Annotated in this window: 25 protein-coding genes; 16 read left to right on the top strand and 9 right to left on the bottom strand. The window is 60.3% G+C overall.

Going from position 1 to position 24,428, the window contains the following annotated elements:
* Positions 1–106: 106 nt before the first annotated feature.
* From HDF15_RS17230 to HDF15_RS17220, 3 genes are read left to right on the top strand one after another with little or no spacing between them, the layout of a single operon-like run.
* Positions 107–688 carry an RNA polymerase sigma factor gene (locus HDF15_RS17230; protein ID WP_184257725.1) on the top strand — a complete coding sequence of 194 codons (582 nt, stop codon included), beginning with the start codon at positions 107–109 and terminating at the stop codon, positions 686–688.
* On the top strand, positions 685–1,281 hold the full coding sequence (locus HDF15_RS17225; protein WP_184257723.1) for a hypothetical protein: 597 nt from the start codon (positions 685–687) through the stop codon (positions 1,279–1,281). The genes HDF15_RS17230 and HDF15_RS17225 overlap by 4 nt, the downstream gene beginning before the upstream one ends.
* A 21-nt stretch (positions 1,282–1,302) precedes the next feature.
* Positions 1,303–1,842, top strand: a complete 540-nt coding sequence (locus tag HDF15_RS17220; RefSeq protein ID WP_184257721.1) for a periplasmic heavy metal sensor — start codon at positions 1,303–1,305, stop codon at positions 1,840–1,842.
* A gap of 403 nt (positions 1,843–2,245) precedes the next feature.
* Here the strand turns inward: HDF15_RS17220 and HDF15_RS17215 are convergent, their stop codons facing one another.
* Positions 2,246–3,169, bottom strand: a complete 924-nt coding sequence (locus HDF15_RS17215) for a LysR family transcriptional regulator (RefSeq protein ID WP_184257718.1) — start codon at positions 3,167–3,169, stop codon at positions 2,246–2,248.
* Positions 3,170–3,262: 93 nt separating this feature from the next.
* Here HDF15_RS17215 and HDF15_RS17210 point away from each other — a divergent pair, with 93 nt between their 5' ends.
* The 3 genes from HDF15_RS17210 to HDF15_RS17200 all read left to right on the top strand — a co-directional run bounded on the left by HDF15_RS17210 (position 3,263) and on the right by HDF15_RS17200 (position 5,323).
* A complete protein-coding gene (locus tag HDF15_RS17210) occupies positions 3,263–3,994 on the top strand; it encodes an SDR family oxidoreductase (protein ID WP_184257716.1) in 732 nt (243 codons plus the stop codon).
* Positions 3,995–4,040: 46 nt separating this feature from the next.
* A complete protein-coding gene (locus tag HDF15_RS17205) occupies positions 4,041–4,952 on the top strand; it encodes an SDR family oxidoreductase (protein ID WP_184257714.1) in 912 nt (303 codons plus the stop codon).
* A gap of 62 nt (positions 4,953–5,014) precedes the next feature.
* On the top strand, positions 5,015–5,323 hold the full coding sequence (locus HDF15_RS17200) for a DUF3861 domain-containing protein (protein ID WP_184257711.1): 309 nt from the start codon (positions 5,015–5,017) through the stop codon (positions 5,321–5,323).
* A gap of 59 nt (positions 5,324–5,382) precedes the next feature.
* Here the strand turns inward: HDF15_RS17200 and hppD are convergent, their stop codons facing one another.
* The 4 genes from hppD to HDF15_RS17180 form a co-directional block, all read right to left on the bottom strand.
* Positions 5,383–6,516, bottom strand: a complete 1,134-nt coding sequence (hppD, locus tag HDF15_RS17195) for a 4-hydroxyphenylpyruvate dioxygenase (RefSeq protein WP_184257709.1) — start codon at positions 6,514–6,516, stop codon at positions 5,383–5,385.
* 354 nt (positions 6,517–6,870) lie between these two features.
* Positions 6,871–7,836, bottom strand: a complete 966-nt coding sequence (locus tag HDF15_RS17190) for an aldo/keto reductase (RefSeq protein ID WP_184257707.1) — start codon at positions 7,834–7,836, stop codon at positions 6,871–6,873.
* Positions 7,837–7,856: 20 nt separating this feature from the next.
* Positions 7,857–9,143 (bottom strand): fumarylacetoacetase, encoded by a 1,287-nt coding sequence (fahA, locus tag HDF15_RS17185; RefSeq protein ID WP_184257705.1) that lies wholly within the window; start codon positions 9,141–9,143, stop codon positions 7,857–7,859.
* A 597-nt stretch (positions 9,144–9,740) separates the two neighbouring features.
* Positions 9,741–10,835: an aldose epimerase family protein gene (locus tag HDF15_RS17180; protein ID WP_184257703.1), complete on the bottom strand. Its 1,095-nt coding sequence runs from the start codon at positions 10,833–10,835 to the stop codon at positions 9,741–9,743.
* A 213-nt stretch (positions 10,836–11,048) separates the two neighbouring features.
* Between HDF15_RS17180 and HDF15_RS17175 the strand changes: the two genes are divergently transcribed.
* Positions 11,049–12,272: an SGNH/GDSL hydrolase family protein gene (locus HDF15_RS17175; RefSeq protein ID WP_184257701.1), complete on the top strand. Its 1,224-nt coding sequence runs from the start codon at positions 11,049–11,051 to the stop codon at positions 12,270–12,272.
* Positions 12,273–12,381: 109 nt separating this feature from the next.
* On the opposite strand, the gene ndk is transcribed toward HDF15_RS17175, so the two are convergent.
* The 3 genes from ndk to sucC all read right to left on the bottom strand — a co-directional run bounded on the left by ndk (position 12,382) and on the right by sucC (position 14,979).
* Complete coding sequence (gene ndk / locus HDF15_RS17170) at positions 12,382–12,798, bottom strand: nucleoside-diphosphate kinase (RefSeq protein ID WP_014263857.1); 417 nt, start codon at positions 12,796–12,798, stop codon at positions 12,382–12,384.
* Positions 12,799–12,925: 127 nt separating this feature from the next.
* Positions 12,926–13,801, bottom strand: a complete 876-nt coding sequence (gene sucD, locus HDF15_RS17165; RefSeq protein ID WP_184257699.1) for a succinate--CoA ligase subunit alpha — start codon at positions 13,799–13,801, stop codon at positions 12,926–12,928.
* On the bottom strand, positions 13,801–14,979 hold the full coding sequence (gene sucC, locus HDF15_RS17160; protein WP_184257697.1) for an ADP-forming succinate--CoA ligase subunit beta: 1,179 nt from the start codon (positions 14,977–14,979) through the stop codon (positions 13,801–13,803). The genes sucD and sucC overlap by 1 nt, the downstream gene beginning before the upstream one ends.
* 500 nt (positions 14,980–15,479) lie before the next feature.
* Here sucC and trpD point away from each other — a divergent pair, with 500 nt between their 5' ends.
* The 5 genes from trpD (at position 15,480) to HDF15_RS17135 (ending at position 19,455) form a co-directional block, all read left to right on the top strand.
* Complete coding sequence (gene trpD, locus HDF15_RS17155; RefSeq protein ID WP_184257695.1) at positions 15,480–16,493, top strand: anthranilate phosphoribosyltransferase; 1,014 nt, start codon at positions 15,480–15,482, stop codon at positions 16,491–16,493.
* A 33-nt stretch (positions 16,494–16,526) separates the two neighbouring features.
* Complete coding sequence (locus HDF15_RS17150; protein WP_014263853.1) at positions 16,527–16,886, top strand: YbjQ family protein; 360 nt, start codon at positions 16,527–16,529, stop codon at positions 16,884–16,886.
* A 4-nt stretch (positions 16,887–16,890) separates the two neighbouring features.
* The gene (locus tag HDF15_RS17145; RefSeq protein WP_184257693.1) at positions 16,891–17,274 is read left to right on the top strand and encodes a VOC family protein; all 384 of its coding nucleotides are present in this window, start codon (positions 16,891–16,893) and stop codon (positions 17,272–17,274) included.
* Positions 17,275–17,292: 18 nt separating this feature from the next.
* Positions 17,293–18,501 (top strand): MFS transporter, encoded by a 1,209-nt coding sequence (locus HDF15_RS17140; protein WP_184257691.1) that lies wholly within the window; start codon positions 17,293–17,295, stop codon positions 18,499–18,501.
* Positions 18,502–18,633: 132 nt separating this feature from the next.
* Positions 18,634–19,455: an alpha/beta fold hydrolase gene (locus tag HDF15_RS17135; protein WP_184257689.1), complete on the top strand. Its 822-nt coding sequence runs from the start codon at positions 18,634–18,636 to the stop codon at positions 19,453–19,455.
* A 489-nt stretch (positions 19,456–19,944) separates the two neighbouring features.
* On the opposite strand, the gene HDF15_RS17130 is transcribed toward HDF15_RS17135, so the two are convergent.
* Positions 19,945–20,550, bottom strand: coding sequence for a thymidine kinase (locus HDF15_RS17130; RefSeq protein ID WP_184257687.1), 606 nt, complete (start codon positions 20,548–20,550; stop codon positions 19,945–19,947).
* Positions 20,551–20,739: 189 nt separating this feature from the next.
* On the opposite strand from HDF15_RS17130, the gene HDF15_RS17125 reads away from it, so the two are divergent.
* The 4 genes from HDF15_RS17125 to HDF15_RS17110 all read left to right on the top strand — a co-directional run bounded on the left by HDF15_RS17125 (position 20,740) and on the right by HDF15_RS17110 (position 24,428).
* The gene (locus tag HDF15_RS17125; protein ID WP_184257685.1) at positions 20,740–21,261 is read left to right on the top strand and encodes a superoxide dismutase family protein; all 522 of its coding nucleotides are present in this window, start codon (positions 20,740–20,742) and stop codon (positions 21,259–21,261) included.
* Between the two features lie 131 nt (positions 21,262–21,392).
* Positions 21,393–22,217: an RNA polymerase sigma factor gene (locus HDF15_RS17120; RefSeq protein ID WP_184257683.1), complete on the top strand. Its 825-nt coding sequence runs from the start codon at positions 21,393–21,395 to the stop codon at positions 22,215–22,217.
* A gap of 10 nt (positions 22,218–22,227) precedes the next feature.
* A complete protein-coding gene (locus HDF15_RS17115; RefSeq protein WP_260331163.1) occupies positions 22,228–23,094 on the top strand; it encodes an anti-sigma factor in 867 nt (288 codons plus the stop codon).
* Positions 23,095–23,096: 2 nt separating this feature from the next.
* Entirely contained in the window at positions 23,097–24,428 is a 1,332-nt protein-coding gene (locus tag HDF15_RS17110) for a hypothetical protein (protein WP_184257679.1), read from the top strand.

Raw genomic sequence — 24,428 nt, 5'->3', positions numbered from 1 at the left:
AAAAGCCTAAACTGCCTTACAGGCCTCGAATTTCTCCCAAAACAGGTTGAACCGCGAGGAAGCTTCTATGTAACCTGAAATAGAGGACTTCCACGTCTCCTTCTATATGCAGCTAGCTCTCAACGCGACCTTGACGAATGTGGAAGCTCCCGAGCGCACTGGCTCGGAGCTTGACGATATCGATGCCCTGGTGCGGACCTATCGCCCACGCCTGCTGCGCTTCGTAACCTTCGCCATCGGCGACGCGGACCTCGCGGAGTCCATCACGCAGGACTGTTTCCTCAAGGCCTACAACGGCCGCGCCAGCTTCCGTGGCGACTGCGCGGTCAATACCTGGCTGACCAGCATCGCCATGAACCTCATCCGCGACCAGCAGCGACTGCAGAAGTTCCGCTTCTGGCGACAGGCGCGAGCGACCGCAATCGATGTCAACGAGGCCGCAAACTTTCTCCCCAGCAAAGAGTGCTCCGCCGAATCACGCATCCTGATCAAGGAGCAGACCCGGCAGGTACAGGCCGCGCTCGAGCACCTCTCCGTCAACCAGCGCAGCATCTTCCTTATGCGCTTTGCCGAAGACATGGAGCTGGCCGAGATCGCCGCAGCCATCCACATGCCTCTCAACACGGTGAAGACGCACCTCCATCGGGCGCTGAAGTCCGTGCGGGCCCAGGTTGGAGGTTCACGATGAACTCCACCCCGCACCTCTCCGAAAGGGAGATCGACAGTGTGCTGATCGGCGCACCTGCCGCCGGGATAACGGCCCACCTCTCCCAATGTGGACATTGCCGTCAGCGTGTGGCCGAAGCCAGGGTACCGATCACTCGCTTCAAAGCTGTCACCCTCTCCTGGAGCGAGCGCCAGTCGGCCACCCTGCCGCTACGGTCTTCGACGGCTGGTTCCATGACCTGGAAGCGTCGCGCAGCCCTGGCGGCGACCGCAACCGCCGCCCTGCTGATCGGTCTTGCTATCCCGCTGACGAAAAGCGAGCTACAGTTTGCCCCGGAATCAGCCGGGCATAGAGCTGGATCTTCAACGGCAGAAGTAGCAGCGGTTTCGGCTCCGGCACTATCAGCCACGATGAAACGGAACTCCGCTACAGCCCAGGCGGCTACGACCGACGTCGCGGATAACGAACAGGACGAGCAGATTGCCCGCGATAACCAGATGCTCCAGAACATCAATCAGGCTCTGGATAATCCCGTCGAATCGCCTGCCGACGCCTACTCGCTACAGCCTGTAGACGGCCACCAGCAGGCAGCGCCCCTCACAGAACTAAATTGATTTAGGGTTGAAGGATCGCTCTTGACCTCGCTCCGTCATCTTCGGCATCTCATGCTCGCCGGCTTCATGCTACTTGCCTGCATGGTCCTGCTCAGTGCCGCCCAGGCGCACGCGCAGGGCCGTGGCGGCGCCAGGGGCGGCATGATGGGTATGGGGGGAGGCCGCATGGGCGATCGCGGTCTGACCCCCTCCGCAGGGAGTCAGACCATTCATCGTGGGCCCATGCTTGCGCCACCCGGCCGCTTCTGGGACGACAAGAAGACCGTCAAAAAACTCGACCTGCGTCCCGAGCAGCAGAAACGGATGGACGATCTCTTCAACTCCAGCAAGGACAATCTGCTTTCGCTCTACAACAATCTGCAGAATGAGCAGCAGCGATTCGGTTCGATGTCCCGTGAAGATCTACAGGATGAGAACAAGGTCTTCGCGCAGATTGACCGCGTAGCCCAGGCCCGTGCCGATCTGGAGAAGGCCAACGCCCACCTCCTGCTGCAGATTCGCAAGGAGCTGGATCCACCGCAACTCGCGGAGCTGGATCACGAGATCGCCAGTTCGCAATAGGCGCCGATGTGTCTGAGCAATAGCTTAGCAAACAGTTTGTTGAGGCATGGAGCGGAAGGGCATAGCTTCAGCTATGCCGCGAAAAGCCGCGCCAAAGGCCCGTACCACTCTGCCGAAGGCCGGAGTGAAGCCCGCAGGGCGCAACGACTGAATTGCCTTCTTTAGTCGTGGTGAAACCGCCACCCTCACCACAAATACATCCTTGGCGAGCCCTGCCCAGTCTTGGCGGCACCGAGAAGAGCAATTTAGTCGCTCCGGCTACGCCTGCGCTCCAGCCTTCGGCAGAGTGGAATAAAACTGCGCCCAACTCCTGCGGCCCGGCTGAAGCCGGGCCCTTTCGGATCTTGCCTCACGATGCGATTTGCACGGCTCAATTTTCAACCGAAATACTAATTTGATGACACTAGCTGTTCTGTTCAGACAGCGAACGCCCAAGCATCTGGATCGTCTTCCTTAGCCAGATATGCGCCGCATCCGTGTTCACCCTGGGATGCCAGACCATCACATACTTGAAGGAATGCATCGGCTCAGGCGGAACGAGGAGTTTGATACGGCGGTCCCTGGCGTAGGCCTGCGCAAACCTGCGAGGGACCGTTGCGATCAGCTTCGTCTGGGGAACCGAATGAATCGCAGCGGAGAAATAAGGGACCTGCATGACTACATTTCGTTTGTGTCCGAGAGCCGCCAGCCTATCGTCCGGAATGGTTTGCGAGTCTCCCAGCGTGCTCACGCCGATGTGCTCCCCTTCCAGATATTGCTTCAGCGTAAGTTTCTCTCCGCGGCCGCGGCTGGCCGACACCACGCAGACAAACTCCTCTTCATATAGCTCCATCCGCTGTAATGGAGATGGAATCTTCACTTCCTCGGCATCGAGAACCAGGTCGAGACTGCCGCGGGCCAGGGCTTCAAATCGATCGGGCCGCCATCCCATCAGTTCGAAGGCCACCTTCCCCGCAACAGGCAGAATCTCGCGGCACAGGAGAGGAGAAAAAACAGTGGCGGCCTGATCAGTGACGGCGATGCGAAAGCGAGCGACTTCTTTTGCCGGATCGAACTCGCCTCCGCTGATCAGGCGATCCAGCCGAGGCAGCATGACTTCAAGCTCCTGCATTAGCCGCTGCCCTTGTGGCGTCAGTTCGTAGGATGTGGTGGTCCTGACCAGAAGATCGTCATGAAACAGCTCTCGCAGGCGCTGCAGCGCACGGCTTACCGCAGGTTGGCTCAGGAGCAGCCGCGAAGCCGCCCTTGAGACATTGCGCTCTTCCGCCATGACAGCAAATACCACCAACAGGTTGAGATCGGCTTGACGTAGTTGTGTCAGACGCATAAAGGATATTAGCACTATGCATTGGACTTATACCCGGTAGCGGCGTCAGATGGTTTCATAAGCGTTGCGGAAAGCGACGCAAAGGAGAAAGTCATGGCAAAGATCGCAATCGTAACCGGGGCATCACGTGGAATTGGTCGAGTGATTGCCAAGCGTCTTGCAAAGGACGGTTTTTTTGTCGTTGTGAACTATGCAGGCAGCGAAAGCAAAGCACAGGAAGTCGTCAGCGAGATCGTCGCAGAGGGCGGCACAGCAGTCGCACTACAGGCCGACATCTCGAAGCCCGAAGAGGTACAAAACCTGTTCGCAGCGACCAGGAAGGAGTACGGGCAGATTGATGTCGTCGTGAATAACGCAGGCATTATGGCACTCTCGCCCATCGCAAAGGGAGATCTCGAGGTCTTCGATAAGACGATCCAGACCAACCTGCGCGGCACCTTCCTGGTCTTCTCTCAGGCGGCACAACACATTGCTGAGGGCGGCCGCATCATTGCCTTCTCCAGCAGCGTGCTGCTGAAGTCCTTTCCTACCTATGGCGCATATATTGCGGCGAAGGCGGGTATCGAAGGCCTGGTCCACGTTCTCGCGAATGAGCTGGCCGGACGCAACATCACGGTGAATGGAGTAGCCCCCGGACCTACAGGAACGGAGCTCTTCCTCAACGGCAAGAGCGAAGAGGACATCGCACGGCTGCGCAACCTCTCTCCGCTGCAGCGCCTCGGCGAGCCGCAGGATATCGCCAACGTGGTGTCGTTCCTCGCGGGTCCGGACGGCGGATGGGTCAATTCGCAGATTCTCAAGGTCAACGGCGGCTTCGCGTACTGATAGAGCTCGCCGCACAAACGCAAATGCAACTTAGAGGAGTGAGGTTATGAAAAGCGTAATCGTAATTACAGGAGCATCCAGCGGGTTTGGCGCACTGACCGCCCGCGAGCTGGCAAAGGCCGGTCATACAGTGTATGCCGGCATGCGTGAGACAACAGGGCGGAACGCCCCACAGGTCGAAGAGGTCCGTACGTTCGCAGCCGAAAACCATGCGGACCTGCGGGCCGTCGAGATGGATGTACAGTCCCAGGACTCTGTGGACAAGAGCCTGCAAACCATCGTCGCGGAGCAGGGCCGGCTCGATGTCGTGATTCATAACGCAGGCCACATGGTCTTCGGGCCAGCCGAATCCTTCACGCCGGAGCAGCTCGCGCAGCTCTATGACATCAACGTCCTGAGCACACAGCGCGTCAATCGCGCTGCTCTGCCAGTGCTTCGCAAGCAAGGCACCGGTCTCGTACTTTGGATCGGGAGCACGAGCACTCGCGGCGGCACGCCTCCGTATCTCGCACCTTACTTTGCGGCCAAGGCCGGTATGGACGCCATGGCCGTAAGCTACGCGGGAGAGCTCGCTCGCTGGAACATCGAGACCTCCATCATCGTTCCCGGAGCCTACACCTCCGGCACCAATCACTTCGCTCACGCAGGACACCCGAACGACAAAGAACGCTTGGCCGAATACGACAAGGGGCCGACCGCTGGACTCGACAAGGAGATCATGGCCGGCCTGCAGAGCGTTTCGCCTGAAGGCGCCGATGTCATCGAGGTCGCACAAGCCATCATGCAGGTCGTGGACATGCCCTTCGGCACGCGCCCTTTCCGCGTACACATCGATCCAGCCGATGACGGCGCGCAGGTAGTAAACGCTGTCGCCGATCGCATACGCGTGGAGTTCCTGAACAGCATTGGCCTTAAGGATCTTCTTAAGCCGACCAAGGTCCATGGGAACAAGTCCTAAGCAGACGCTGGCCTGTTCCCAGGTCTCTGGACGATCCCACATACCAGCCGTCAGGAGGAGAGATGTCTTATCGTTACCGGATCACCATTGAAAATCTCGACCCACTTCAGAGCCATCGTCAGGAGGAAGAGAGTCTGCAGTTCTGCGCCGACAATCACGATCCTCTGCTCGATATCGTGAAGGCGGTTCAGGCGAAACGCCTCCTCGACATAAACAGATCGGCATCGCTGGCGATTGGGCTCAAGCTCCTGGGCGAGATCGTTCTCGCAAAGAGGAAAGATCCGTTGTTCGCTCCCCTGGTGCTGCCGATTCGTAACTTCACTCAACAGCTCAAGAGTCTTGAGCCAGTCAGCAACACTACAAAACCATAGCGCCGCACCACAGTGCTCCACCCGTGACGATCATCTCCATGGGTGGGCACCGAGTATCACTACAGGTTTCCGCGACTGGCCTGTTCGCGCTCGATCGCTTCAAACAACGCCTTGAAGTTTCCCTTGCCGAAGCTGCGGCTTCCCTTGCGCTGAATGATCTCGTAGAACACCGTGGGACGGTCCTCGACGGGACGCGTGAAGATCTGCAGCATGTAACCCTCGTTGTCACGATCGACCAGGATGCCCAGCCGCTCCAAATCATCGGTTGGCTCATCAATCTTGCCGACGCGCCCCTGCAGCTCCGTATAGTACGAGTGCGGAACGGTAAGAAACTCCACGCCCTGCTGCTTCAGCCGCGAGACCGTATCGAGGATGTCGTTGGTCGCAAGAGCGATGTGTTGAACTCCAGGGCCGCCATAGAAATCGAGATACTCCTCGATCTGCGACTTGCGCTTGCCCTCGGCAGGCTCGTTGATCGGGAACTTTACGTAGCCGTTGCCGTTGGCCATCACCTTCGACATCAGCGCCGAATACTCGGTCGAGATATCGCTGTCGTCGAAGTGCTGATACAGCCCGAAGCCCATCACGTCTTCGTAGAACTTGACCCAGTCGTTCATCGAGTTCCAGCCGACGTTGCCGACGCAATGATCGATGTGCAGCAGCCCCACGGGCCGCGCGACGATGTCGTCCGTCACCGCACGATAGCCGGGCAGAAACGGCCCCGTGTAGTCGCCACGTTCGACGAAGGTATGCAGCGTATCGCCATAGGCGGCGATGCTCGACACCACTGCGCGGCCATGCTCGTCTTCCAGCACCTGCGGCTCCTCGACGCTGCGCGCGCCACGCTTAGTCGTCTCTTCCCACGACTTGCGGGCATCATCGACCCACAGCGCAATCGAGCGCACGCCGTCGCCATGCTTGGCAATGTGCTCCGCAATCTCGGTATTGGGGCGCAGAGGCGTAGTCAGTACAAAGCGCACCTTGCCCTGCTGCACAACGTACGACGCGCGATCGCGGCGTCCGGTCTCAGGTCCGGCATAGGCAACGAGCTTCATCCCAAACGCCGCGCGATAAAAGTATGCCGCCTGCCGCGCATTGCCGACAAAGAACTCGACATGGTCGGTGCCGCGCAGGGGCAGAAAGTCTTCGCGCTGCTGTGTGGTTTCGGGGACTGGGGCGAGGGTAGTGCTCATGGTGGTCTCTCCGTGGTGCGCCGGCATGCTCCTATAAGATGCATCCGGCGCAACAGGTGAGGATATGCCAGCCCAGACAACTCTGGCTAGCGTCTTAAATCTTTCGCTCGTTGAAGAATCAATGCGCCCCATAGCGCGAAGCGTAAATTGTGACGCTTCAGCGTCGCGAGACCGAGGGAGCCGTAGCCTTTAGGCTACGGAATCAAGGGCAGGAGAGAATTGGGCTTTAGCCCCGGGCTTTTTGTTCGCAGCCGAAAGAAGGCCCAGGCCTAAAGGCCAAATTCTTCTTGGCCTTGAATTCAGGGGCCTAAAGGCCCCTGCTCCTCCGTCACCCTGATGCTGAAGCATCAGGAGCTAAAACTTCGCCTTAAGAAACTCCCCGACTTCGGCATACTCGGTCTCAGACAGACGGAAGTTCACCGCCGGAAGAACCCCTTCCACCTGCTTCGCATTGCGCCCGCCAACGATAGCCGCCGTAATCGCGGGGTTATGCAGCGTCCACGCAATGGCGACGACACCCGCCTCGACGCCATGGCGCTTGCCGATGGTTTTGAAGAGCTCCGCAAGCTCAAGATTGCGCGAGAGTTGCGGCTCCTGGTAGTTCTTGGCGTTGCGGCGGAAGTCGTCCTCCGGCATCTGCGCAACGCGCTCTTTGGTCATCGCCCCGGTAAGCAGGCCGGAGTGCATCGGCGAGTAGTTGATGACGCCGATACCATGCTTCAGGCAGAACGGCAGAATCTCCGGCTCAGCCGAGCGGTTGATCGCGGAGTAAGGCGGCTGCAGCGAGGTGATCGGAGCGATCTTGAGAGCGCGCTCCATCTGGGCAACACTGAAGTTGGAGACGCCGATCCAGCGCACCTTGCCCTCACGCTGCAGCTCGGCCATCGTCGTCCAGCCCTCTTCGAGCTCTTCGTCAGGAACCGGCCAATGGATCTGGTAAAGGTCGATGGCCTCCACCTGCAGACGGCGAAGGCTCTGCTCCACCTCTTCGCGGATCTTCTTCATCGTCTGCACGATCTTGCGATCTTCGCCCCAGGTCATGGAGGACTTGGTAAAGACATAAGGCTTCGCGCTGGTGGACTTCAGGGCTTTGGCAACCGTCTCTTCCGAGTGGCCGAGGCCGTAGACGGCAGCGGTATCGATCCAGTTGATACCGGCGTCGAGCGAGCGGTGGATTGCGGCAATGGAATCCTGATCATCCTGCGCGCCCCAGCCGTACTGCCAGCCGCCTCCGCCGATGGCCCAGGCGCCAAAGCCGATCGCGGTGAGGTGAAGGTCAGAGTTGCCGAGTTGTTTGGTGTTACCGAGCGGTGTGGTCATAGACCATTGGACGCCGCGGCTCACGCAACGGACGCATTGGCAGCAAGAATCTGGCCGATACACGAACCGAGTTCTAGATACGGCATACCCTCGCGTTCGCAACGCGCGGCGAGAGTGATCTCGTCCCCATCCTGAAGCCAGGCACGATGTTCCCCATTTGGAAGAGCGATGGATTCCGTACCGTTGCGGGTAAGCTCAAGCAAACAACCTGCGGACTCGCGTTGCGGTCCGGAGATCGTGCCTGTTGCCAACAGATCGCCGGGACGCAGATTGCAGCCGTTGCTGGTGTGGTGTGCGATCATCTGCGCGGCGGTCCAATACAGCCCGCGTGCGTTTCCGCGACTTACCGGCATCGGAGCAAGTCCAGCCGCGCGGCTCGCCTCCGTGCTCAGCAGCACCTCTATTTGTATGTCGAATGCGCCATGCTGCTGATCGGCATCGTCCAGAAGATACGGCAAGGATTTCGGATCGCCCGGCTCACGCGCCGCAGGAGCAACGCGGAAGGGCTCTAATGCCGCCATCGGGGTAATCCACGGCGAAACGCTGGTCGCAAAACTCTTGCCCAGGAACGGCCCCAGCGGCTGATACTCCCACGCCTGCACATCGCGCGCGGACCAGTCGTTCAACAGCGTGACTCCGAAGAGATGCTCGTGCGCGTTTGCTATCGAGATCGGCTCTCCCAGCGCATTGCCCTGCCCAACGACAAACGCAAGTTCAAGTTCGTAATCGAGTGCCGCACTCGGCTCGAACACAGGCTGTGCCTCCTGATTCGTTGGACGACGTTGCCCCCAGGGTCGCCGCACGGGTGTTCCACTAGCTATCACCGATGAGGCGCGGCCGTTGTAGGCAATCGGCACATGCTTGTAGTTCGGCAGCAAGGGATTGTCCGGGCGAAAGAGTTCGCCGACTCTCCGCGCATGATGCAGGCTTGCATAGAAATCGGTGTAGCCACGCGGATCGATGGGGAGAACCAACTCAACCTCACTCAGCGGAACCAGCAACCACTCCGCGGCCGTCCGAGCATAGCCATCGGCACTCAAGCATGTAGTCAGCGTGGCACGCAACGCCTGCCATGCCTCCGGCCCCTCTGCGAGCAAATCATTCAAAGTGGACTGGCTACAGGCGGCACGCACAGTGGGAGCAAGTCCCTCAAAAAGCCCGTGTCTTACGCACGCCTCCAGGTCGAGCAACCAGTCCCCGATCCGTACACAGAGGCGAGTTATATCGTCCTTGCGAAAGGCACCGTACGGCAGATGATTCAAGCCAAAGCCATGCGGCTCGTTTGCACCGTCAACCCAACTGAGCATGGAACCTCCATCGTTTCTTCAGCAAGTCAGCAAGTCAGCAAGTCAGCAAGTCAGCAAGTCAGCAAGTCAGCAAGTCAGCAAGTCAGCAAGTCAGCAAGTCAGCAAGTCAGCAAGTCAGATTAGATCGTGGGTTGGTAAATCAGTGAGCCAGAAAGTCCGTGAATCCGTGGGTTAGTAAATCAGTGAGCCAGAAAGTCCGTGAATCCGCGGGTTACGAAACAGGCGAAGATACAGGGCCAAAGGCCCGGCTCATCCCAGCCTGGGGTGAAGCCCCAGGTATGCCGCACCCCTATGAAGCTGAGGGCTGTAAGCCCGGCTCATCCAGGAGCCACTGGTGAATCGGGCCGACATAAGTTGCCGCAAAAGTCGTTGCGCGCTACAGCGCGTTACCTCTGACGCAGAGCGCGATGCCAATGTTTGCGGCGCGCTCTGCGTCATTACCTCAGGGGCTAAAGCCCAATTCGTGGCAGACTTTTACGGCACGGGTAAACCCGTGCCCTTAACGAAACATGATTCACCGGACTTATGATTCACGAACCTACTAATTCGCTAGCCTTCCGCTTCACTGACTCACTGACTTGCTAACTTGCTGACTTGCTAATTCGAAAACGTCCACGTTGTCTCGCTGTGATACGTCTGCCCCGGCTTCAACTCCGTACTCGGAAAGTCCGGACGATTCGGTGAATCGGGATAGTGCTGCGTCTCAAGACACAACGCACTGCGCTTCACATACTTCACGCCGCCCGGCCCAATCAGCGTGCCGTCGAGGAAGTTGCCGCTGTAGAACTGAACTCCCGGTTCCGTCGTCTCGACCGTCAACACACGCCCGCTCTTCGCGTCATAAACTTTGGCCGCCGGCCGCAACACGCCGGCCTTGCCGCGCAGGACGAAGTTGTGGTCATAGCCCTTGCCATGTTTCAACTGCTCGTTGTCCGCGTCGATGCGCGAGCCCACCGTCTCGGGCTTCGTAAAGTCGAAGGGCGTTCCCGCAACCGGCGCAAGATTGCCCAGGGGTATCGACGTCGCATCGATGGGCGTGAACTTGTCGGCGTCGATCGTCAGCTTCTCATCGAGAATCGTTCCATTCCCCGCGCCCGCAAGGTTGAAGTACGAGTGATTGGTCAGGTTCACGACGGTGGGCTTGTCCGTGGTCGCGCTGTAGACGATGCGAACCGTGTTCCCCGCCAGCGTGTAGCGCACATGCGCGGTCATCGTGCCGGGAAAACCCTGGTCGCCGTCCGGGCTGACGAGCGTGAACTCCACGCCTTCGGGAATCTCTTTCCCCGTCCAGTTGCGGCTCGCAAAGCCATCGGGGCCACCGTGCAGGGCGTTCGGAGCGTTGTTGATCGGAATCTGGTACTGCTTGCCTTCGAGCGTGAACTTGCCCAGCGCGATGCGGTTCGCATACCGTCCCGGCACGCTGCCGAAGTAGCTACTCGCATCCTTGAGATAGCCCTCAATCTTGTCGTATCCGAGCACGACGTTCCCCATCTTGCCATCACGATCTTTGGTAGCAAGCGAAACAACGCGCGCGCCATAGGTCATCACCCGCATCTCAACCGATGGATTCTTCAACGTATAGATCTCGACCGCGGCACCATCCGGCAGTTTTCCAAAAGTGCTATGGGTAACGGAGGCATGGGCGATGGCAGTAAACGTGGTGCACAGCAAAACAGCGCAAAGCAGCTTCATGAGGGAGCTCACCAACAGAGTAGGATCACGGCACGCCGCACACGGTAGCGCGCCATCATGCGCCACTATACGCGAGCACAGCATGGCCGCACATCCTGCGTCTTTCGAAGCCTGTAGCCAGTCTCAATAAGAGCGGTTTAGTCTATTGAGCAAACCCGAACGCCCGCCTTGCCAGGCGTCATAACCATCCCATCCCACACACTGGAGTTCTCTTTGCGCCTCTCACGCCCCTTGCTTGCCTCAGCGATCTTCCTGCTCAGTCTCTCGCCCACAATCCATGCCGCCGCTCCCGATCATTGGACAGGCACCTGGGCCGCCGCCCCCACAGGCGCTACAAATCCCGACGGTCAATTCGGCGCGGATGGCACCGATGGAACCACGCTGCGCGAGATCGTACACATCTCCCTGGGAGGGTCTGAGTTCAGGGTCATCCTGACGAACGAGTTCGGCAAAGAGCCGCTGACCATCAACGCCGCCACGCTGGCACCAAGCACGGGCGGTGGAAGCATCCTTGCCGGAAGCTCCGTACCGTTGACCTTTGGCGGACACAGCTCGGTCATCATCCCTCCGGGAGCACTCATCGTGAGCGATCCCGCTCCGCTGAAAGCTGCGGCTCTGTCGGACCTCGCGGTCAGCCTCTATCTGCCAACCCAGCGAATGAGCCAGTTGTCCGCTCACTCCTACGCCGATCAGACGAACTACGTCATCCCCGACAACTCCGTTGCCAGCGCCAGCCTGACCAGCCCCAAAGAGGTCTATAGCTGGGACTTCCTGAAGGGCATCGACGTGAAGACCGAGGCCGACGGCGCAGCCATCGTGACCTTTGGAGACAGCATCACCGACGGCGCACACAGTGCACGCGACAAGAACCTGCGCTGGCCCGATGTGCTGGCACAGCGCCTGCAGGCCGATAAGAAGACCACGAAGCTCGGCGTACTGAACGAGGGCATCGGCGGCAACCGGATTCTGCACGACGTATCGGGGCCCAGCGCTCTCGCTCGTTTCGATCGCGATGTGCTGTCCCAGGCAGGCGTAAAGTACCTGGTCCTCCTGGAGGGCGTCAACGATATCGGCCACGCGACCGACCCGGCGAAGCCCTATGACGTCATCACCGCCGACGATCTGATAGCAGGCTATACGCAGATGGCGCGCCGCGCACACACGCACGGCATCAAGGTCATCGGAGCCACGTTGACACCGTATGGGGGTGCAAAGTATTCCTCCCCCACGGGCGAAGCGATACGTCAGGCGTTGAACCAGTGGATTCGCACGACCAAGGAGTTGGACGGCTTCGTTGACTTCGGCAAAGTAACGAGCGATCCGGCGCACCCGGATACCTTTCTTCCGGCGGACGATAGCGGCGACCATCTTCACCCAAGCGATGCAGGCTATAAAGCCATGGGAGAGAGCATCGATCTGAAGCTGTTCACCAAATAGCCATACCTAACGGAACATGCACGGATCTCTACATCCATTTTTATCCTGCGAACGACAAAAGGCCTGCAGGAGACATCTCCCGCAGGCCTTTTGTCGTAATGCGAATCGCTTACTTGAGCTCGTAACCTGCGAAGAAGTAGCCGATCTCAAACGCCGCGGTCTCTTCGGCATCGGAACCATGGATCGCGTTCTCGCCGATCGAAGAAGCAAACTGCTTGCGGATGGTGCCTTCCTCAGCCTGCGCCGGATTGGTCGCGCCCATGAGCTTGCGGAAGTCGGCGATGGCGTTGTCCTTCTCGAGGACCATCGGGTAGATCACGCCGGAGCTCATGAAGTCGGTGAGTTCGCCGAAGAAGGGACGCTCGGCATGCACGTAGTAGAAGCCTTCTGCCTGCTTCTTGGTGAGGACGATCTTCTTGATAGCGAGAAGCTTGAAGCCGGCCTTGCTGATCTCGGCGAGGATAGCGGCGGTGTCGCCTTTGCGGACGGCGTCCGGCTTGATGATGCTGAAGGTGCGCTGTGACACTTGATTCTCCTTAGTTTTGACTGCTCTACCAGTGTAACTGGACACGCGTTACAGCCGGATGACCCGCCCTTTCGCAAGACGCGATAAGAACGAGCCACCCGGCTGGTGTTTTCCTGTTTGCGGCGAACTAAGCCTTGCCCAGCAACCTCGCCATCGCGTCGCCGATCTCCGCCGGGCTCTTCACCACGGTGATCCCGGCCGCGGACATGGCTGCCATCTTGCTCGCGGCCGTGCCTTCACCACCGGAGATAATCGCCCCGGCGTGTCCCATGCGGCGTCCCGGAGGCGCTGTCTGGCCCGCGATGAAGCCAACGACCGGCTTCTTCACGTGCTGCTTGATGAACTCAGCGGCGGCCTCTTCAGCCGAGCCGCCGATTTCGCCGATCATGATGATGGCTTCGGTTTCAGGGTCGTCATTCAACAGCCGCAGCGCATCGATGTGGGTCGTCCCGATGATGGGATCGCCGCCAATGCCGATGGCCGTTGACTGGCCGATGCCACGCTGCGTGAGCTGGTACACCGCCTCATAGGTCAGCGTGCCGGACTTCGAAACGATGCCGACCGAACCCTCTTTGTGAATACGGCCGGGCATGATGCCGATCTTGGCCTTACCCGGCGAGATCACGCCCGGGCAGTTCGGCCCGATGAGTCGCGACTTCGAGGTCTTCACAACCTCCCAGACCCTCACCATGTCGAGAACCGGAATGCCTTCGGTGATGCAAACCACCAGTGGAACACCCGCAGCCGTAGCTTCGAGAATTCCGTCCGCAGCAGCCGGTGGCGGAACGAAGATCACCGTAGCATTCGCACCGGTCTCCTTCACCGCTTCTTCAACGGTATTGAAGACAGGCCAGCCCTCGTGAGTCGTACCACCCTTGCCGGGAGTTACACCGCCCACAACCTTCGTGCCATACTCCGCGCAGCCTTTGGCGTGAAACGTACCTTCACGACCGGTAATACCCTGCACGATCAACCGCGTATTTTTATCGACGAGAACTGACATTAGTTGACTCCCTTCGCTGCGGCAACGGCCAAATCAGCAGCTTCCTTCATCGTTGCGCCGACTTCAAACTTCAGACCGGACTCAGCAAGGATCTTGCGGCCCTCTTCTACATTGGTTCCTTCAAGCCGAAGGATGATCGGAAGCTGCACATTCAACTTCTTGGCTGCGGCAACAACGGCTGTCGCCAGCACGTCGACGCGCAGGATGCCGCCGAAGATGTTGATGAAGATTGCTTTTACGTTGGGATCAGAGAGAAGGATGCCGAAGGCATTTTCAATCTGCTCCTGGTTCGCACCGCCGCCGACATCGAGGAAGTTCGCAGCCGAGCCACCGGCGTACTGAATGATGTCCATCGTCGCCATCGCGAGGCCTGCGCCGTTCACCATGCACGCGATGTTGCCGTCGAGCTTGATGTAGTTGAGCGCGTGCTTGCTGGCTTCGACTTCGAGCGGATCTTCCTCGCTCAGGTCGCGCAGCTCCTTCAGATCCTTGTGGCGGAACATCGCGTTGTCGTCGAAGTTGATCTTGCAGTCGAGTGCGAGGAGCTTGCCGTCCTTGGTCGTGATGAAGGGGTTGATCTCCATCAGCGTCGAATCGGTCTCAATGAAGGCCTTGTAGAGGCCGAGCATGAACCTTACCGCCTCGCCGATCTGTGCAGGCTCAAGGCCGAGCTTGAACGCCAGCGCGCGGGCCTGGTAGGGCTGCAGGCCGATGGCCGGATTGACGTACTCCTTGAAGATGGCGTCGGGATTCTCGTGCGCGACCTCTTCGATCTCCATGCCGCCCGCCTGCGACGCCATGAACACGACCTTCGATGAAGCGCGGTCGAGCACCAGTCCGAGATACAGCTCGCGAGCGATGGCCGAACCGGCCTCGACCAGCAACCGCTGCACCTTCTGTCCGGCGGGGCTGGTCTGGTGCGTCACAAGCTGCATGCCAAGGATGCTCTTCGAGTACCCGGCAGCCTCTTCAAGCGAGCGCGCCAGCTTGACGCCGCCGCCCTTGCCGCGCCCACCCGCGTGGATCTGCGCCTTGACGACGACAACCGCGTTACCGGCGGAGAAAAGCTGCTTGGCGGCCGCATCGGCCTCTTCGATCGTGGTGGCCATCTCTCCATTGGGTACGGCGACGCCGTACTTCCGGAGGATCTCTTTGGCCTGGTACTCGTGGATCTTCATGTGCGCTCCAGAATGCAACCATTCGCTGCTTGGCAGACCCAATCATAGTAGCGAGTGCCGGAAACGCGGAGCAAACCAGTGCGACGATTATCGGAGCCGCCGCGCGAAAAGCAACAATCGCGAGTAAAAAACACCGTTATTCACGCCTCACTAACATTGTCATCTCGACCGGAGGCTGGTCTGTTCAGTACAGCGCGGAGCGCGTTCCCTGATGCTTCAGCATCAGGAAGACGGAGGGAGCCGTAGCCGTTAGGCTACGGAATTCAGGCCTAGCAAAAATGTGGCCTTTAGGCCCGGGCCTTCTTTCGGCTGCGAACAAAAGGCCCGGGGCTTAAGCCCGATTCTCGCCTGCCCCCTATTCCGTAGCCTAAAGGCTACGGCTCCCTCCGCCCCGCGACGCTGAAGCGTCACGGTTTGCGCTTCGCGCTGTGGGGTAACGCTGGTTCTTCAACGAACGAATGGCTCAACACACTAGCTGCTTTTGGTAGGCTCAGAAAGTCATGTCGATTCAACACGAACTGCGGCGCATCGTCGAAGCGCGCGAGACCCTCTCGCGCGGCGAAGCCCTGATCCTGATGCAACGCATCCTCGACGGCGAGGCCACCGACGTCGAAATCGCCGCCCTGCTCGGCGCTCTAGCCGGTCGCGGCGAGACCGCCGAAGAAGTCGCGGGCTTCGCCTCTGCCATGCGCGCGGTGGCAACTACCCTTCCGCTCACCGCAGCCGAGCAAGCCTCGCTGGTCGATACCTGCGGCACCGGCGGCGATGCCAGCGGCAGCTTCAACATCTCTACCGCCGCCGCCCTGGTAGCAGCGGCAGCAGGCGCAAAGGTCGCCAAGCACGGCAATCGCGCCATTACCTCACGCTGCGGCTCAGCCGACGTGCTCGATGCCCTGGACATCCCAACCACCCTCGCGCCCGAAGAGGCCGCCAACGCCCTTCGACAGCACGGATTCTGCTTTCTGCTGGCCCCCTCGCACCACCCCGCCATGAAGGCCGTCATGCCCGTCCGGCGAGCCATGGGCGTGCGCACGGTGCTGCATGTGCTCGGCCCCTTGCTCAATCCCGCAGGCGCCCGACGGCAGGTCATGGGAGTCTACTCGGCCCGGCTGGTTCCGCTGGTTGCAGAAGCCATGACGATGCTCGGCATTCAGCACGCCTTTGTCGTGCACGGCGATGGCGGGCTGGACGAGCTGGCCCTCAGCGGTCCCAGCGAAGTAGCCGAGGTGCTCTACGGCGAGGTCCGGCAGTACGTCGTCACCCCCGAAGACTTTGGGCTGCGGCGAGCCCCCCTGAGCGCCCTTGAAGGCGGCGACGCAGCCGCGAACGCCCTGATTCTGAGGACGATCTTCAGTGGCGCACCGGGGCCACATCGCGACGTCGTGCTGCTGAACGCCGCAGCCGTGCTGGTTGCCGCAGGCCGAGTCAACGATATTCGCGAGGGAGTAACAGTAGCGGCGCAGACTATCGACTCAGGCGCTGTCACAAATCTGGTTGCGGCGCTGGCCCAGTAACCCTACACTGACTCTCCCGAGAGGTAACCGAACATGGCCGCACCGAACCAACCGCTTCCCTTCTCCGAATCCATGGTGACGACAGCGCTGGAGCTGCCGGGCTATCGCATCGTCGAAAACTTTGGCGTGGTGCGAGGCATCGTCGTACGCTCGCGGTCCGTGTTTGGAACCATTGGAGCAAGCCTGCAGACCATCATCGGCGGAGACATCACGCTCTACACCGAGCTCTGCGAGAGAACCCGCGCGGATGCCTTTCATCGAATGATGGTTCACGCCGCCGAACGTGGCGCAAACGCCATCGTCTCCACGCGCTACGATGCCAACGAGATCATGCAGGGCGTAAACGAAGTGCTGGCCTACGGCACGGCGGTACGCGTAGAAAGAATAGGCTAACGAAATGGCACGAGTTACCGGTATTGGCGGCGTCTTCCTCCGCTCACGCGATCCCAAAGCACTGGCAAAGTGGTACGCCGAGAACCTGGGCGTGCACCTCAGCGATTTCAACGGCACAGCCTTTCAATGGAGCGACGAAGTTCCCGCAGGCACGGGCATGACGGCCTGGTCCGCGTTCCCAGTGGACACGCAGTACTTCGGCGAAGGCCAGCAGGCCGCGATGATCAACTATCGTGTCGACGATCTCGACGCCCTGATCACAGCACTCTCCGCAGCCGGAGTCTGGATCGATCCGAAGCGCGAAGATCACTCTTACGGTCGCTTCGCCTGGATCAAAGACTGCGATGGCAACCGCCTGGAGCTGTGGCAGCCGTTGGCCAGCGAATAAAGTCTGTAAGCTCGACGCATGGCCGATATCACCCAGCAGCCAAGACGATATGCCCCTCTGTGGTTGATGGGCATGTCGAACATGACGCTTGGCCTGTTCGGCGGATTTCTGCTCGTGCCGCTGCCCCAGATGCTCGCCGCACAGGGTGTGCCCGAGGGCTACATCACAGCGATCGTCGCGGCGTGTCTCTCGCCGGGGTTCTGGGGCTTTGCCCTGGGCCCCCTGCTCGATGTCCGGTTCTCGCGGCGGTGGTACGCGACCCTGTTCGCAATCCTCGCGGGGGCCATCATGGCCGTCGCCATCCTGTCACAGCACCACATGCGGACGCTGGAGACGCTGCTGATCATCGGCTACGCCTCGGCCATGCTGAGCTCCAATGCGCTCGGCGGCTGGCTCGGAACGATCGTACGCCGCGAAGACGAGGCCCAGCTCAGCGCCTGGACCCAGGTGGGAAGCTATCTGGGCTATGCCCTGATGGCCGTCCTTCCCGGCGAGCTCTCCCGTGTACTGCCCCCCTCTGCTATAGCGCCTCTGTTGGGCACGCTGGTCGCATTGCCCGCCGTGATCTTCCTCTGGATGCCGGTGCCTCTCGAAAACCTCACCCAGGCCAAGCGGCTCGCGGCAAGCTTTGGAGCCTTCGGGCGAGAGCTGCTGACCCTCTTTAAACGCCGCGAGGTCCTGGTGGCGCTGCCCTTGTTCCTGCTGCCGACAGGATCGTTCGCCATGACCAACAACCTCGGCGGCATAGGCCAGGACTTCCACGCCAGCCCTCAGTTTGTGAGCCGCATCAGCGCGCTCATGCTCATGCTGGCCGGCGCGTTCGGCTGCCTGATGCTGCCTCTGCTGGCGAAGAAGATACGGATTCTGCCGCTGTACTTTGTGGTCGGCATCGCAGGCGCGCTCTTTACCCTGAGCCTGCTGGCGCTCCCCCATGCCCCGGCAACCTTTGCCACGGCCATCCTGGGAGAGAACATCTTCCAGGCACTTTCTTTTTCGACTGCTGTGGCCATTACCTTCGATACCATCGGACGCAACAACCCTCTGGCGGCAACGCAGTTCGGCCTGTTGACCTCGGCAACGGCCCTGCCTATCAGCTACATGGGCGCGCTCGACGGCTGGGCCTACGGCCACGGCGGTCTGCGAGGGGAGCTGCGCACCGACGCCCTGGTAAGCCTCGCAGCCTGCGTGGCATTGCTGCCGCTGGTGCGGTTGATGCGCAAAGGGTAAGCCTTGTCTGTAACTTCATACAGACACACAGAACCGCGAGCTAGTATGGGCATACCCAAACTACGCTTACAGCCACCTCCATAAGCGCTCCTCCCCACGAACATCTCTCACCGCACCAAAGGAGATTTTTCAATGAGCATCCTCACCCTCAAAGATGGAAACACTCTCTACTACAAAGACTGGGGCACAGGTCAGCCCATCGTGTTCTCGCACGGCTGGCCGCTGACCGCAGACGCCTGGGACGCACAGATGCTCTTCCTCGGCCAGCAGGGCTATCGTGTCATCGCCCACGACCGGCGCGGCAACGGCCGCTCCAGCCAGCCCTGGGACGGCAACGAGATGGACACCTACGCCGACGATCTGGCGGAGCTGTTCGAAGCGCTCGACCTGAAGGACGCCGTGATGGTGGGCCACTCGACCGGTGGCGGTGAGGTAGCGCGCTACCTGGGCCGTCACGGCAGCAAGCGCGTCGCGAAGGCCGTGCTGATCGGCGCGGTGCCTCCGCTGATGCTCAAGACAGCCCAGAACCCCGGCGGCCTTCCGATCGCGGTCTTCGACGGACTTCGCGCAGGCGTCGCGGCAGATCGGTCGCAGTTCTACAAGGACCTGACGCTGCCCTTCTATGGCTACAACCGCGAGGGCGCCAAGATCTCGGAAGGCGTGCAGGACAGCTTCTGGCTGCAGGGCATGCTCGGCTCGCACAAGAGCCAGTACGACACGATCAAGGCCTTCTCCGAAACCGACTTCACCGAAGACCTCAAGAAGATCGACATCCCCACGCTGGTTTTGCACGGCGATGACGATCAGATTGTGCCCATCGGCGCGGCCGGCCTTCTGTCCGCAAAGATCGTGAAGAACGCCACGCTGAAGGTCTACCCCGGTTATCCGCACGGCATGTGCACCACACACGCCGACGAGATCAACGCCGATCTACTGGCCTTCATCAAGAGCTAAAACACACACTGCCGTTGCTCGTTTTTCGCCGTCATCCTGAGGCGTAGCCGAAGGACCCCCGCATTCGTGCTGCCACGAATGCGGGGGCTTCAATTTGTTGATTGAGGCAAGAATTGGAAGGGCATAGCTTCAGCCATGCCGTGAATAGCAGGCCAAAGACCATACCTCTCTGCCGAAGGCCCGAGTGAAGCCCGCAGGGCGCAACGACTGAATTGCCTTCTTTTGCAGTGGCGAACAAGCCACCCCAGGCACGGATGCGCCCTTGGTGAACCCCATACAGTCTTGACGATACCGAGGAAAGCAATTCATTCGCTACGGCTACGCCTTCGCTCCAGCCTTCGGCAGAGTGGAAGAGATGTGCGCCCCACCTCTACGGCCTGGCTGAAGCCAGGCCCTTCCGATTCGTGCCACAAGAAGCTATTTGCACGGCTCAATCTTCATCTCGAATAGCAGTTGATGACACCAGAACACCGGCAAAACAAACAACCACTACCCAACCGCCGGCAGCTCCAACTGCTCCGACCCGAGCTCATCGGTAAAGGGCGAGAAGTGCGCGCGGCAGCGTGCCTCGTACAGACCTGCTGCCCCGACGACGACCAGCTCCTGGCTCTGCCCCAGCCTCTGCGTATGGATCGCCGACGCCCCGCAAACCATGCAGACAGCCGAGAGCTTCGTAACCTTGTCCGCAATGGCCATCAGGTTGGGGACCGGTCCAAAGGGCTCCGCCGCAAAGGTCGTATCGAGACCGGCCATCAGAACACGCTTGCCCATGGCGATCAGCTCGACGGCCAGGGGAATAATCCCGTCGTCGAAGAACTGCACCTCGTCGATCCCCACGACCTCTACCTCCGAGAGCTGCGGATACAGGTCCTCGCGCAACCGCTCAACGGTGGCGACGGTCGTAGCCTCGTGGGTCTGCGCGCTGTGCGAGGCGATCGCGGTGCGGTGATAGCGCAGGTCGATGTCCGGTTTGTAGCAGGCTACGCGCTGGCGAGCGATGCGCGCCCGCTTGAGGCGGCGGATCAGTTCCTCGCTCTTGCCGGAGAACATGGGGCCGGTAATGACTTCGAGCACGCCGGGAGGCTGTGTTTGCATGGGCTGGCGGAGGCCTCGTCAATCGATTGGAGTAAACGCTTTGGATTATCGTAATCGCCACGAAGAGCCGGCGCAGTGGATAACCCGTCGGTAAAACACACTCAGGACTGGCGGCAGAACTTTACAGCGTTTATCTTTGTCTCCTCGATAAGGCGTATTCTGTCGGTACTTCTGACTGGAGGCTGTGCAATGCGTTTTAAAATGCTGGCGGTTTGTGGGTTAGTGGCAGGACTATCGGTAGCTACGGCCCAGGGGCCCAAAGAGATTAAAGTTCCAATCAAAACATCCACCGGCGAAGACGCCGGCACAGCCACCTTCAAGACGTCGAAGAAGGGTGTGAAGGTCAAGATCGACCTGAAAAACCTGCCCTTCGGACCTCATGGCGTCCATATCCACCAGACCGCCTCCTGCGAAGGTCCGGACTTCAAGAGTGCTGGCGGCCACTTCAATCCGGACGGCAAGAAGCACGGCTTCGACAACCCGATGGGCCACCACAACGGCGACCTGCCGCAGAACGTGTCGGTCGGCGAAGACCACACCGGCACCGCGACCTTCGTCGTGACCACGATCTCGCTCGATCCGGCCGCTCCGAACTCGCTCTTCGCCAATGGCGGCACCTCCATCGTCGTCCACGAGAAGGCCGACGATATGAAGACCGATCCCAGCGGAAACTCCGGAAATCGCATCGCCTGCGGGGTCATAAAAAACTAAAAAACAGTAAAGCGGTGAACAGAAAACAGTTATAAGCTGGTTGCACCCCTCCTTTCGCTGTTTTCTGTTCCTGTTCGCTATTTTCTGCTGTTAAGGGGAACCATAGCGACAGGTGTTGCGTATCACTTCACATGGCAACGGCGACGATTCCGGCGATCTTCGAACAAGACAGCCGAATTCTGCTGGGGGCGCGAATTCTGCGGCGCGAGCCGCTGACACCCCCATCCGGGCGCAATTCCCGGCCGGAGCATTTGCCTTTGCAAGAGATACCTATGACGGAAGCGCGACTGCCCCCCCAGGATCCAGACCCGCAGCGGGAACCGCTTCCGCAAGTGCAGGAGCAACGCGCCGCGGCAGCAGCAGAACAGGCCAGGCTGGCCGAGTTGACGGTACGGTGTCTGCAGGGCGACGCCGACGCCTGGGAAAAATTAGCGACCGGGCAGCATCGCAGGATCTACGGAATTTGTTATCGTTTCACCGGGTCGGCAACCGAGGCCGAGGACATGACGCAGGAAGTCTTCCTGAAGATGTTCAAAAACCTCGCCAGCTTCGACCCTACCAAAGGTGGCTTTACAACCTGGCTGACGACGCTGACACGCAATCTGCTCGTCGACAGCTATCGCCGCTCGCGGATGGACCGCGTCAGCGACTCGCTGGACGAGACGTATGACGGCGAAGAGGACGGGCCCTCCAAAGCGGAGAAGCTGGCTGACACGCGACCCGGGCAGGAGCATCATATGGCCGGGTTGGAACTTCGGGCTCAGATTCAGCAGGCCTTGGCGCAGGTGTCGCCGGACCTGCGCGAGGCAGTAATTTTGCGCGACCTCGAAGATATGGATTACAAGGAAATTGCAGAGATTCTCGGCGTTCCGCAGGGCACGGTAAAGAGTCGCATTAGCCGCGGACGCAGTGAACTCGCTAAGCTTTTGAAACGTATAGAAGGGCAGGTGATGTAGGGTGGCAAACATGGGCCAATTCGATGAGTTTGACAACAGCAAACCGATGGCGTGCGCCGTGTGTGAGGCGATGTGCCCGGACGCAGTGGACGGCACGCTCAACGAGGCCGAACAGCGGGCATTCGACAAGCACCTGGCGGGCTGCACAGCCTGTGCCGAAGAACTGGCCGAGGCGCAGCGCGGAGCCGCATGGATGGCGATGCTCAAGGGCCACACCCCTGAGCCACCCGCCGCCCTCCTGCAAAGGATCCTGGCAGAGACGACAGGAGCGGCTCAAGCGGCCGCGGCCTCCCCGGCTCCTGACCTGGCCCCTGTCTTGGCTCCCAGCCCGGCAATCACGCCTTACTACGAGGAGCCCCTGCAAGCCTGGCCTCCCCGTACCGCAGCCCAGACCGGCGGCAGGTTCCTGGCCTTCCGGCGCAAGTTGGCCGATCTCTTCTCCTTTGAGAATGGCAGCGCAAGCTTCCAGCCCCGGCTGGCGATGACCGCGGCCATGGCCTTCTTTTCGATCGCCCTGACGCTGAATATGACCGGCGTCCGGTTGAGCGACCTGCGTGCCGATAGCCTGCGGCCTTCATCCCTGCGCCGAACCGTGGCGGATGCCGGAGCTTCGGCGGCACGCTCCTTCCAGAATCTGCGCGTGGTGTATCAGGTGGAGTCACGCGTCAATGATCTGCGCAACAGTGAGTTCGGCAACGATACTCAGGACGACACGCAGACCCCTGGCACCCTGGATAGAACGCACAGGTCCAGCGACAAGACACCGGACTCCAACCAACAGGCTCCCGAAAACAAACCGAAACAGGATGTACCCCAGGGCACAAGCAGCCTGCAACGCCCCAGGATCCGCTATGCAACATTCGAGAAAGGAGCCTAGCCATGTTCGACAAACCTGACGAGACAACAAACGAGAGCCAGAACAACGAACGGGTAGGCTTCTGCCAGGATTGCGGTCGTCCCCTGACCCGCGAGACAGTACGAGTCGTAGGCTCGGGCATCTTCTGCGAATCCTGCCTTGAGGCGCGCCTCTCAGGCTCACCTCAAGCCACGGGTTCAGCAACCACCCAAAATCCAACCCAGGCCCCATCCCAGGGCCCAGGCACGGCAGTTCCTCCTCCAGTGAGCCCCCTTCCCAGCGAACCCAGCCCTCTGCTGGCATGGCTCCTGGGACTGATCCCCGGTGTTGGCGCCATGTACAACGGACAGTTCGCCAAGGGCATCGTCCACCTGATCGTCTTCGTGGTGCTGGTCTCTCTGGCCGATAGCGTCAACGGTATCTTCGGACTCTTCGTAGCGGGCTGGGTCTTCTATCAGGCGTTTGAGGCCTATCACACGGCCAAGGCACGCATCGAGGGCACGCCCCTGCCCAATGCCTTTGGGTTCAATGACATCGGCGATCGCATGGGCTTCGGCAAGAACTGGCCTGGAAGCGCCACACGTCCGCCAGCCACTCCGGTCACAAGCTGGACACCCGGTCAGCCCGCCGCCTCGTCGCCCAGCACGCCTCCCTCCTGGGCAGGCTATGTCCCCCCTACGCAGTTTGGAGCAGACGCAGCCGCACAGCAGGCGGCGACAGCCGAAGCTACGGCAGAAGCCATTCGCCAGCAAGCCTATAGGGACACCGGCTTCGCCGCAGCTCCGCCGTACGCGCAAACGTATACCGGTACTGGCACAGGTACAGACACGCCCGACGTCGCCGCCCCTCCAGTCGCCCCTGCGCGGCGATTCCCGACAGGGGCCATCTGGCTGATCGCTCTTGGCCTGGTCTTTCTGCTGGCCAACATCGACTCTTCCTTCTTCCATATCAGTGGCCGCTGGCTGTTCCCTGTGCTGCTCGCAGGCCTCTCTATCTGGGCCTTCGTCCGCCGCCTGGGCTGGCTGGGTGGCGTCAACCGCCTGACCGGCAGCGGCCTGGCAAGCGCTCAGTTCGTCTGCATGCTGCGCGGTCCGGTCATGCTGATGACTCTTGCCATCCTCTTTGCCCTGCAGGCAGCCCATGTATGGACGTTCGGGCAGACGTGGCCGATCCTGGTCATTACCTTCGGTGCACTCCTGCTGTTGGAACGCTCTGTCGGCCGTCCGTCCTACGTCCCTCCTGTTTCCAGTTTCATTCCCGGAACCCCGCAGACCTCCGGCTACGCAACTCCTGTAACGGAACCCCGCGTGCCACACTGGCCCGCAACGGACGACTCGACAAAGGGTGGACAGTAA

Source organism: Granulicella mallensis (assembly GCF_014203225.1).
Lineage (GTDB): Bacteria > Acidobacteriota > Terriglobia > Terriglobales > Acidobacteriaceae > Granulicella > Granulicella mallensis_A.
Note: the sequence above shows the minus strand (reverse complement) of the source record. Positions and strands in the feature narration are given on the sequence as shown.

Excerpts from the sequence above, each read along its gene's own strand:
- HDF15_RS17120 (WP_184257683.1), top strand. The coding sequence starts at position 21,393 with ATGGCAACGGCGACGATTCCGGCGATCTTCGAACAAGACAGCCGAATT.
- HDF15_RS17135 (WP_184257689.1), top strand. The coding sequence starts at position 18,634 with ATGAGCATCCTCACCCTCAAAGATGGAAACACTCTCTACTACAAAGAC.
- HDF15_RS17210 (WP_184257716.1), top strand. The coding sequence starts at position 3,263 with ATGGCAAAGATCGCAATCGTAACCGGGGCATCACGTGGAATTGGTCGA.
- HDF15_RS17130 (WP_184257687.1), bottom strand. The coding sequence starts at position 20,550 with ATGCAAACACAGCCTCCCGGCGTGCTCGAAGTCATTACCGGCCCCATG.
- HDF15_RS17215 (WP_184257718.1), bottom strand. The coding sequence starts at position 3,169 with ATGCGTCTGACACAACTACGTCAAGCCGATCTCAACCTGTTGGTGGTA.
- HDF15_RS17180 (WP_184257703.1), bottom strand. The coding sequence starts at position 10,835 with ATGAAGCTGCTTTGCGCTGTTTTGCTGTGCACCACGTTTACTGCCATC.
- fahA (WP_184257705.1), bottom strand. The coding sequence starts at position 9,143 with ATGCTCAGTTGGGTTGACGGTGCAAACGAGCCGCATGGCTTTGGCTTG.
- sucD (WP_184257699.1), bottom strand. The coding sequence starts at position 13,801 with ATGTCAGTTCTCGTCGATAAAAATACGCGGTTGATCGTGCAGGGTATT.
- HDF15_RS17230 (WP_184257725.1), top strand. The coding sequence starts at position 107 with ATGCAGCTAGCTCTCAACGCGACCTTGACGAATGTGGAAGCTCCCGAG.
- trpD (WP_184257695.1), top strand. The coding sequence starts at position 15,480 with ATGTCGATTCAACACGAACTGCGGCGCATCGTCGAAGCGCGCGAGACC.
- HDF15_RS17200 (WP_184257711.1), top strand. The coding sequence starts at position 5,015 with ATGTCTTATCGTTACCGGATCACCATTGAAAATCTCGACCCACTTCAG.
- HDF15_RS17225 (WP_184257723.1), top strand. The coding sequence starts at position 685 with ATGAACTCCACCCCGCACCTCTCCGAAAGGGAGATCGACAGTGTGCTG.
- HDF15_RS17115 (WP_260331163.1), top strand. The coding sequence starts at position 22,228 with ATGGGCCAATTCGATGAGTTTGACAACAGCAAACCGATGGCGTGCGCC.
- HDF15_RS17145 (WP_184257693.1), top strand. The coding sequence starts at position 16,891 with ATGGCACGAGTTACCGGTATTGGCGGCGTCTTCCTCCGCTCACGCGAT.
- HDF15_RS17205 (WP_184257714.1), top strand. The coding sequence starts at position 4,041 with ATGAAAAGCGTAATCGTAATTACAGGAGCATCCAGCGGGTTTGGCGCA.
- HDF15_RS17190 (WP_184257707.1), bottom strand. The coding sequence starts at position 7,836 with ATGACCACACCGCTCGGTAACACCAAACAACTCGGCAACTCTGACCTT.
- HDF15_RS17125 (WP_184257685.1), top strand. The coding sequence starts at position 20,740 with ATGCGTTTTAAAATGCTGGCGGTTTGTGGGTTAGTGGCAGGACTATCG.
- sucC (WP_184257697.1), bottom strand. The coding sequence starts at position 14,979 with ATGAAGATCCACGAGTACCAGGCCAAAGAGATCCTCCGGAAGTACGGC.
- HDF15_RS17150 (WP_014263853.1), top strand. The coding sequence starts at position 16,527 with ATGGCCGCACCGAACCAACCGCTTCCCTTCTCCGAATCCATGGTGACG.
- HDF15_RS17140 (WP_184257691.1), top strand. The coding sequence starts at position 17,293 with ATGGCCGATATCACCCAGCAGCCAAGACGATATGCCCCTCTGTGGTTG.
- HDF15_RS17110 (WP_184257679.1), top strand. The coding sequence starts at position 23,097 with ATGTTCGACAAACCTGACGAGACAACAAACGAGAGCCAGAACAACGAA.
- hppD (WP_184257709.1), bottom strand. The coding sequence starts at position 6,516 with ATGAGCACTACCCTCGCCCCAGTCCCCGAAACCACACAGCAGCGCGAA.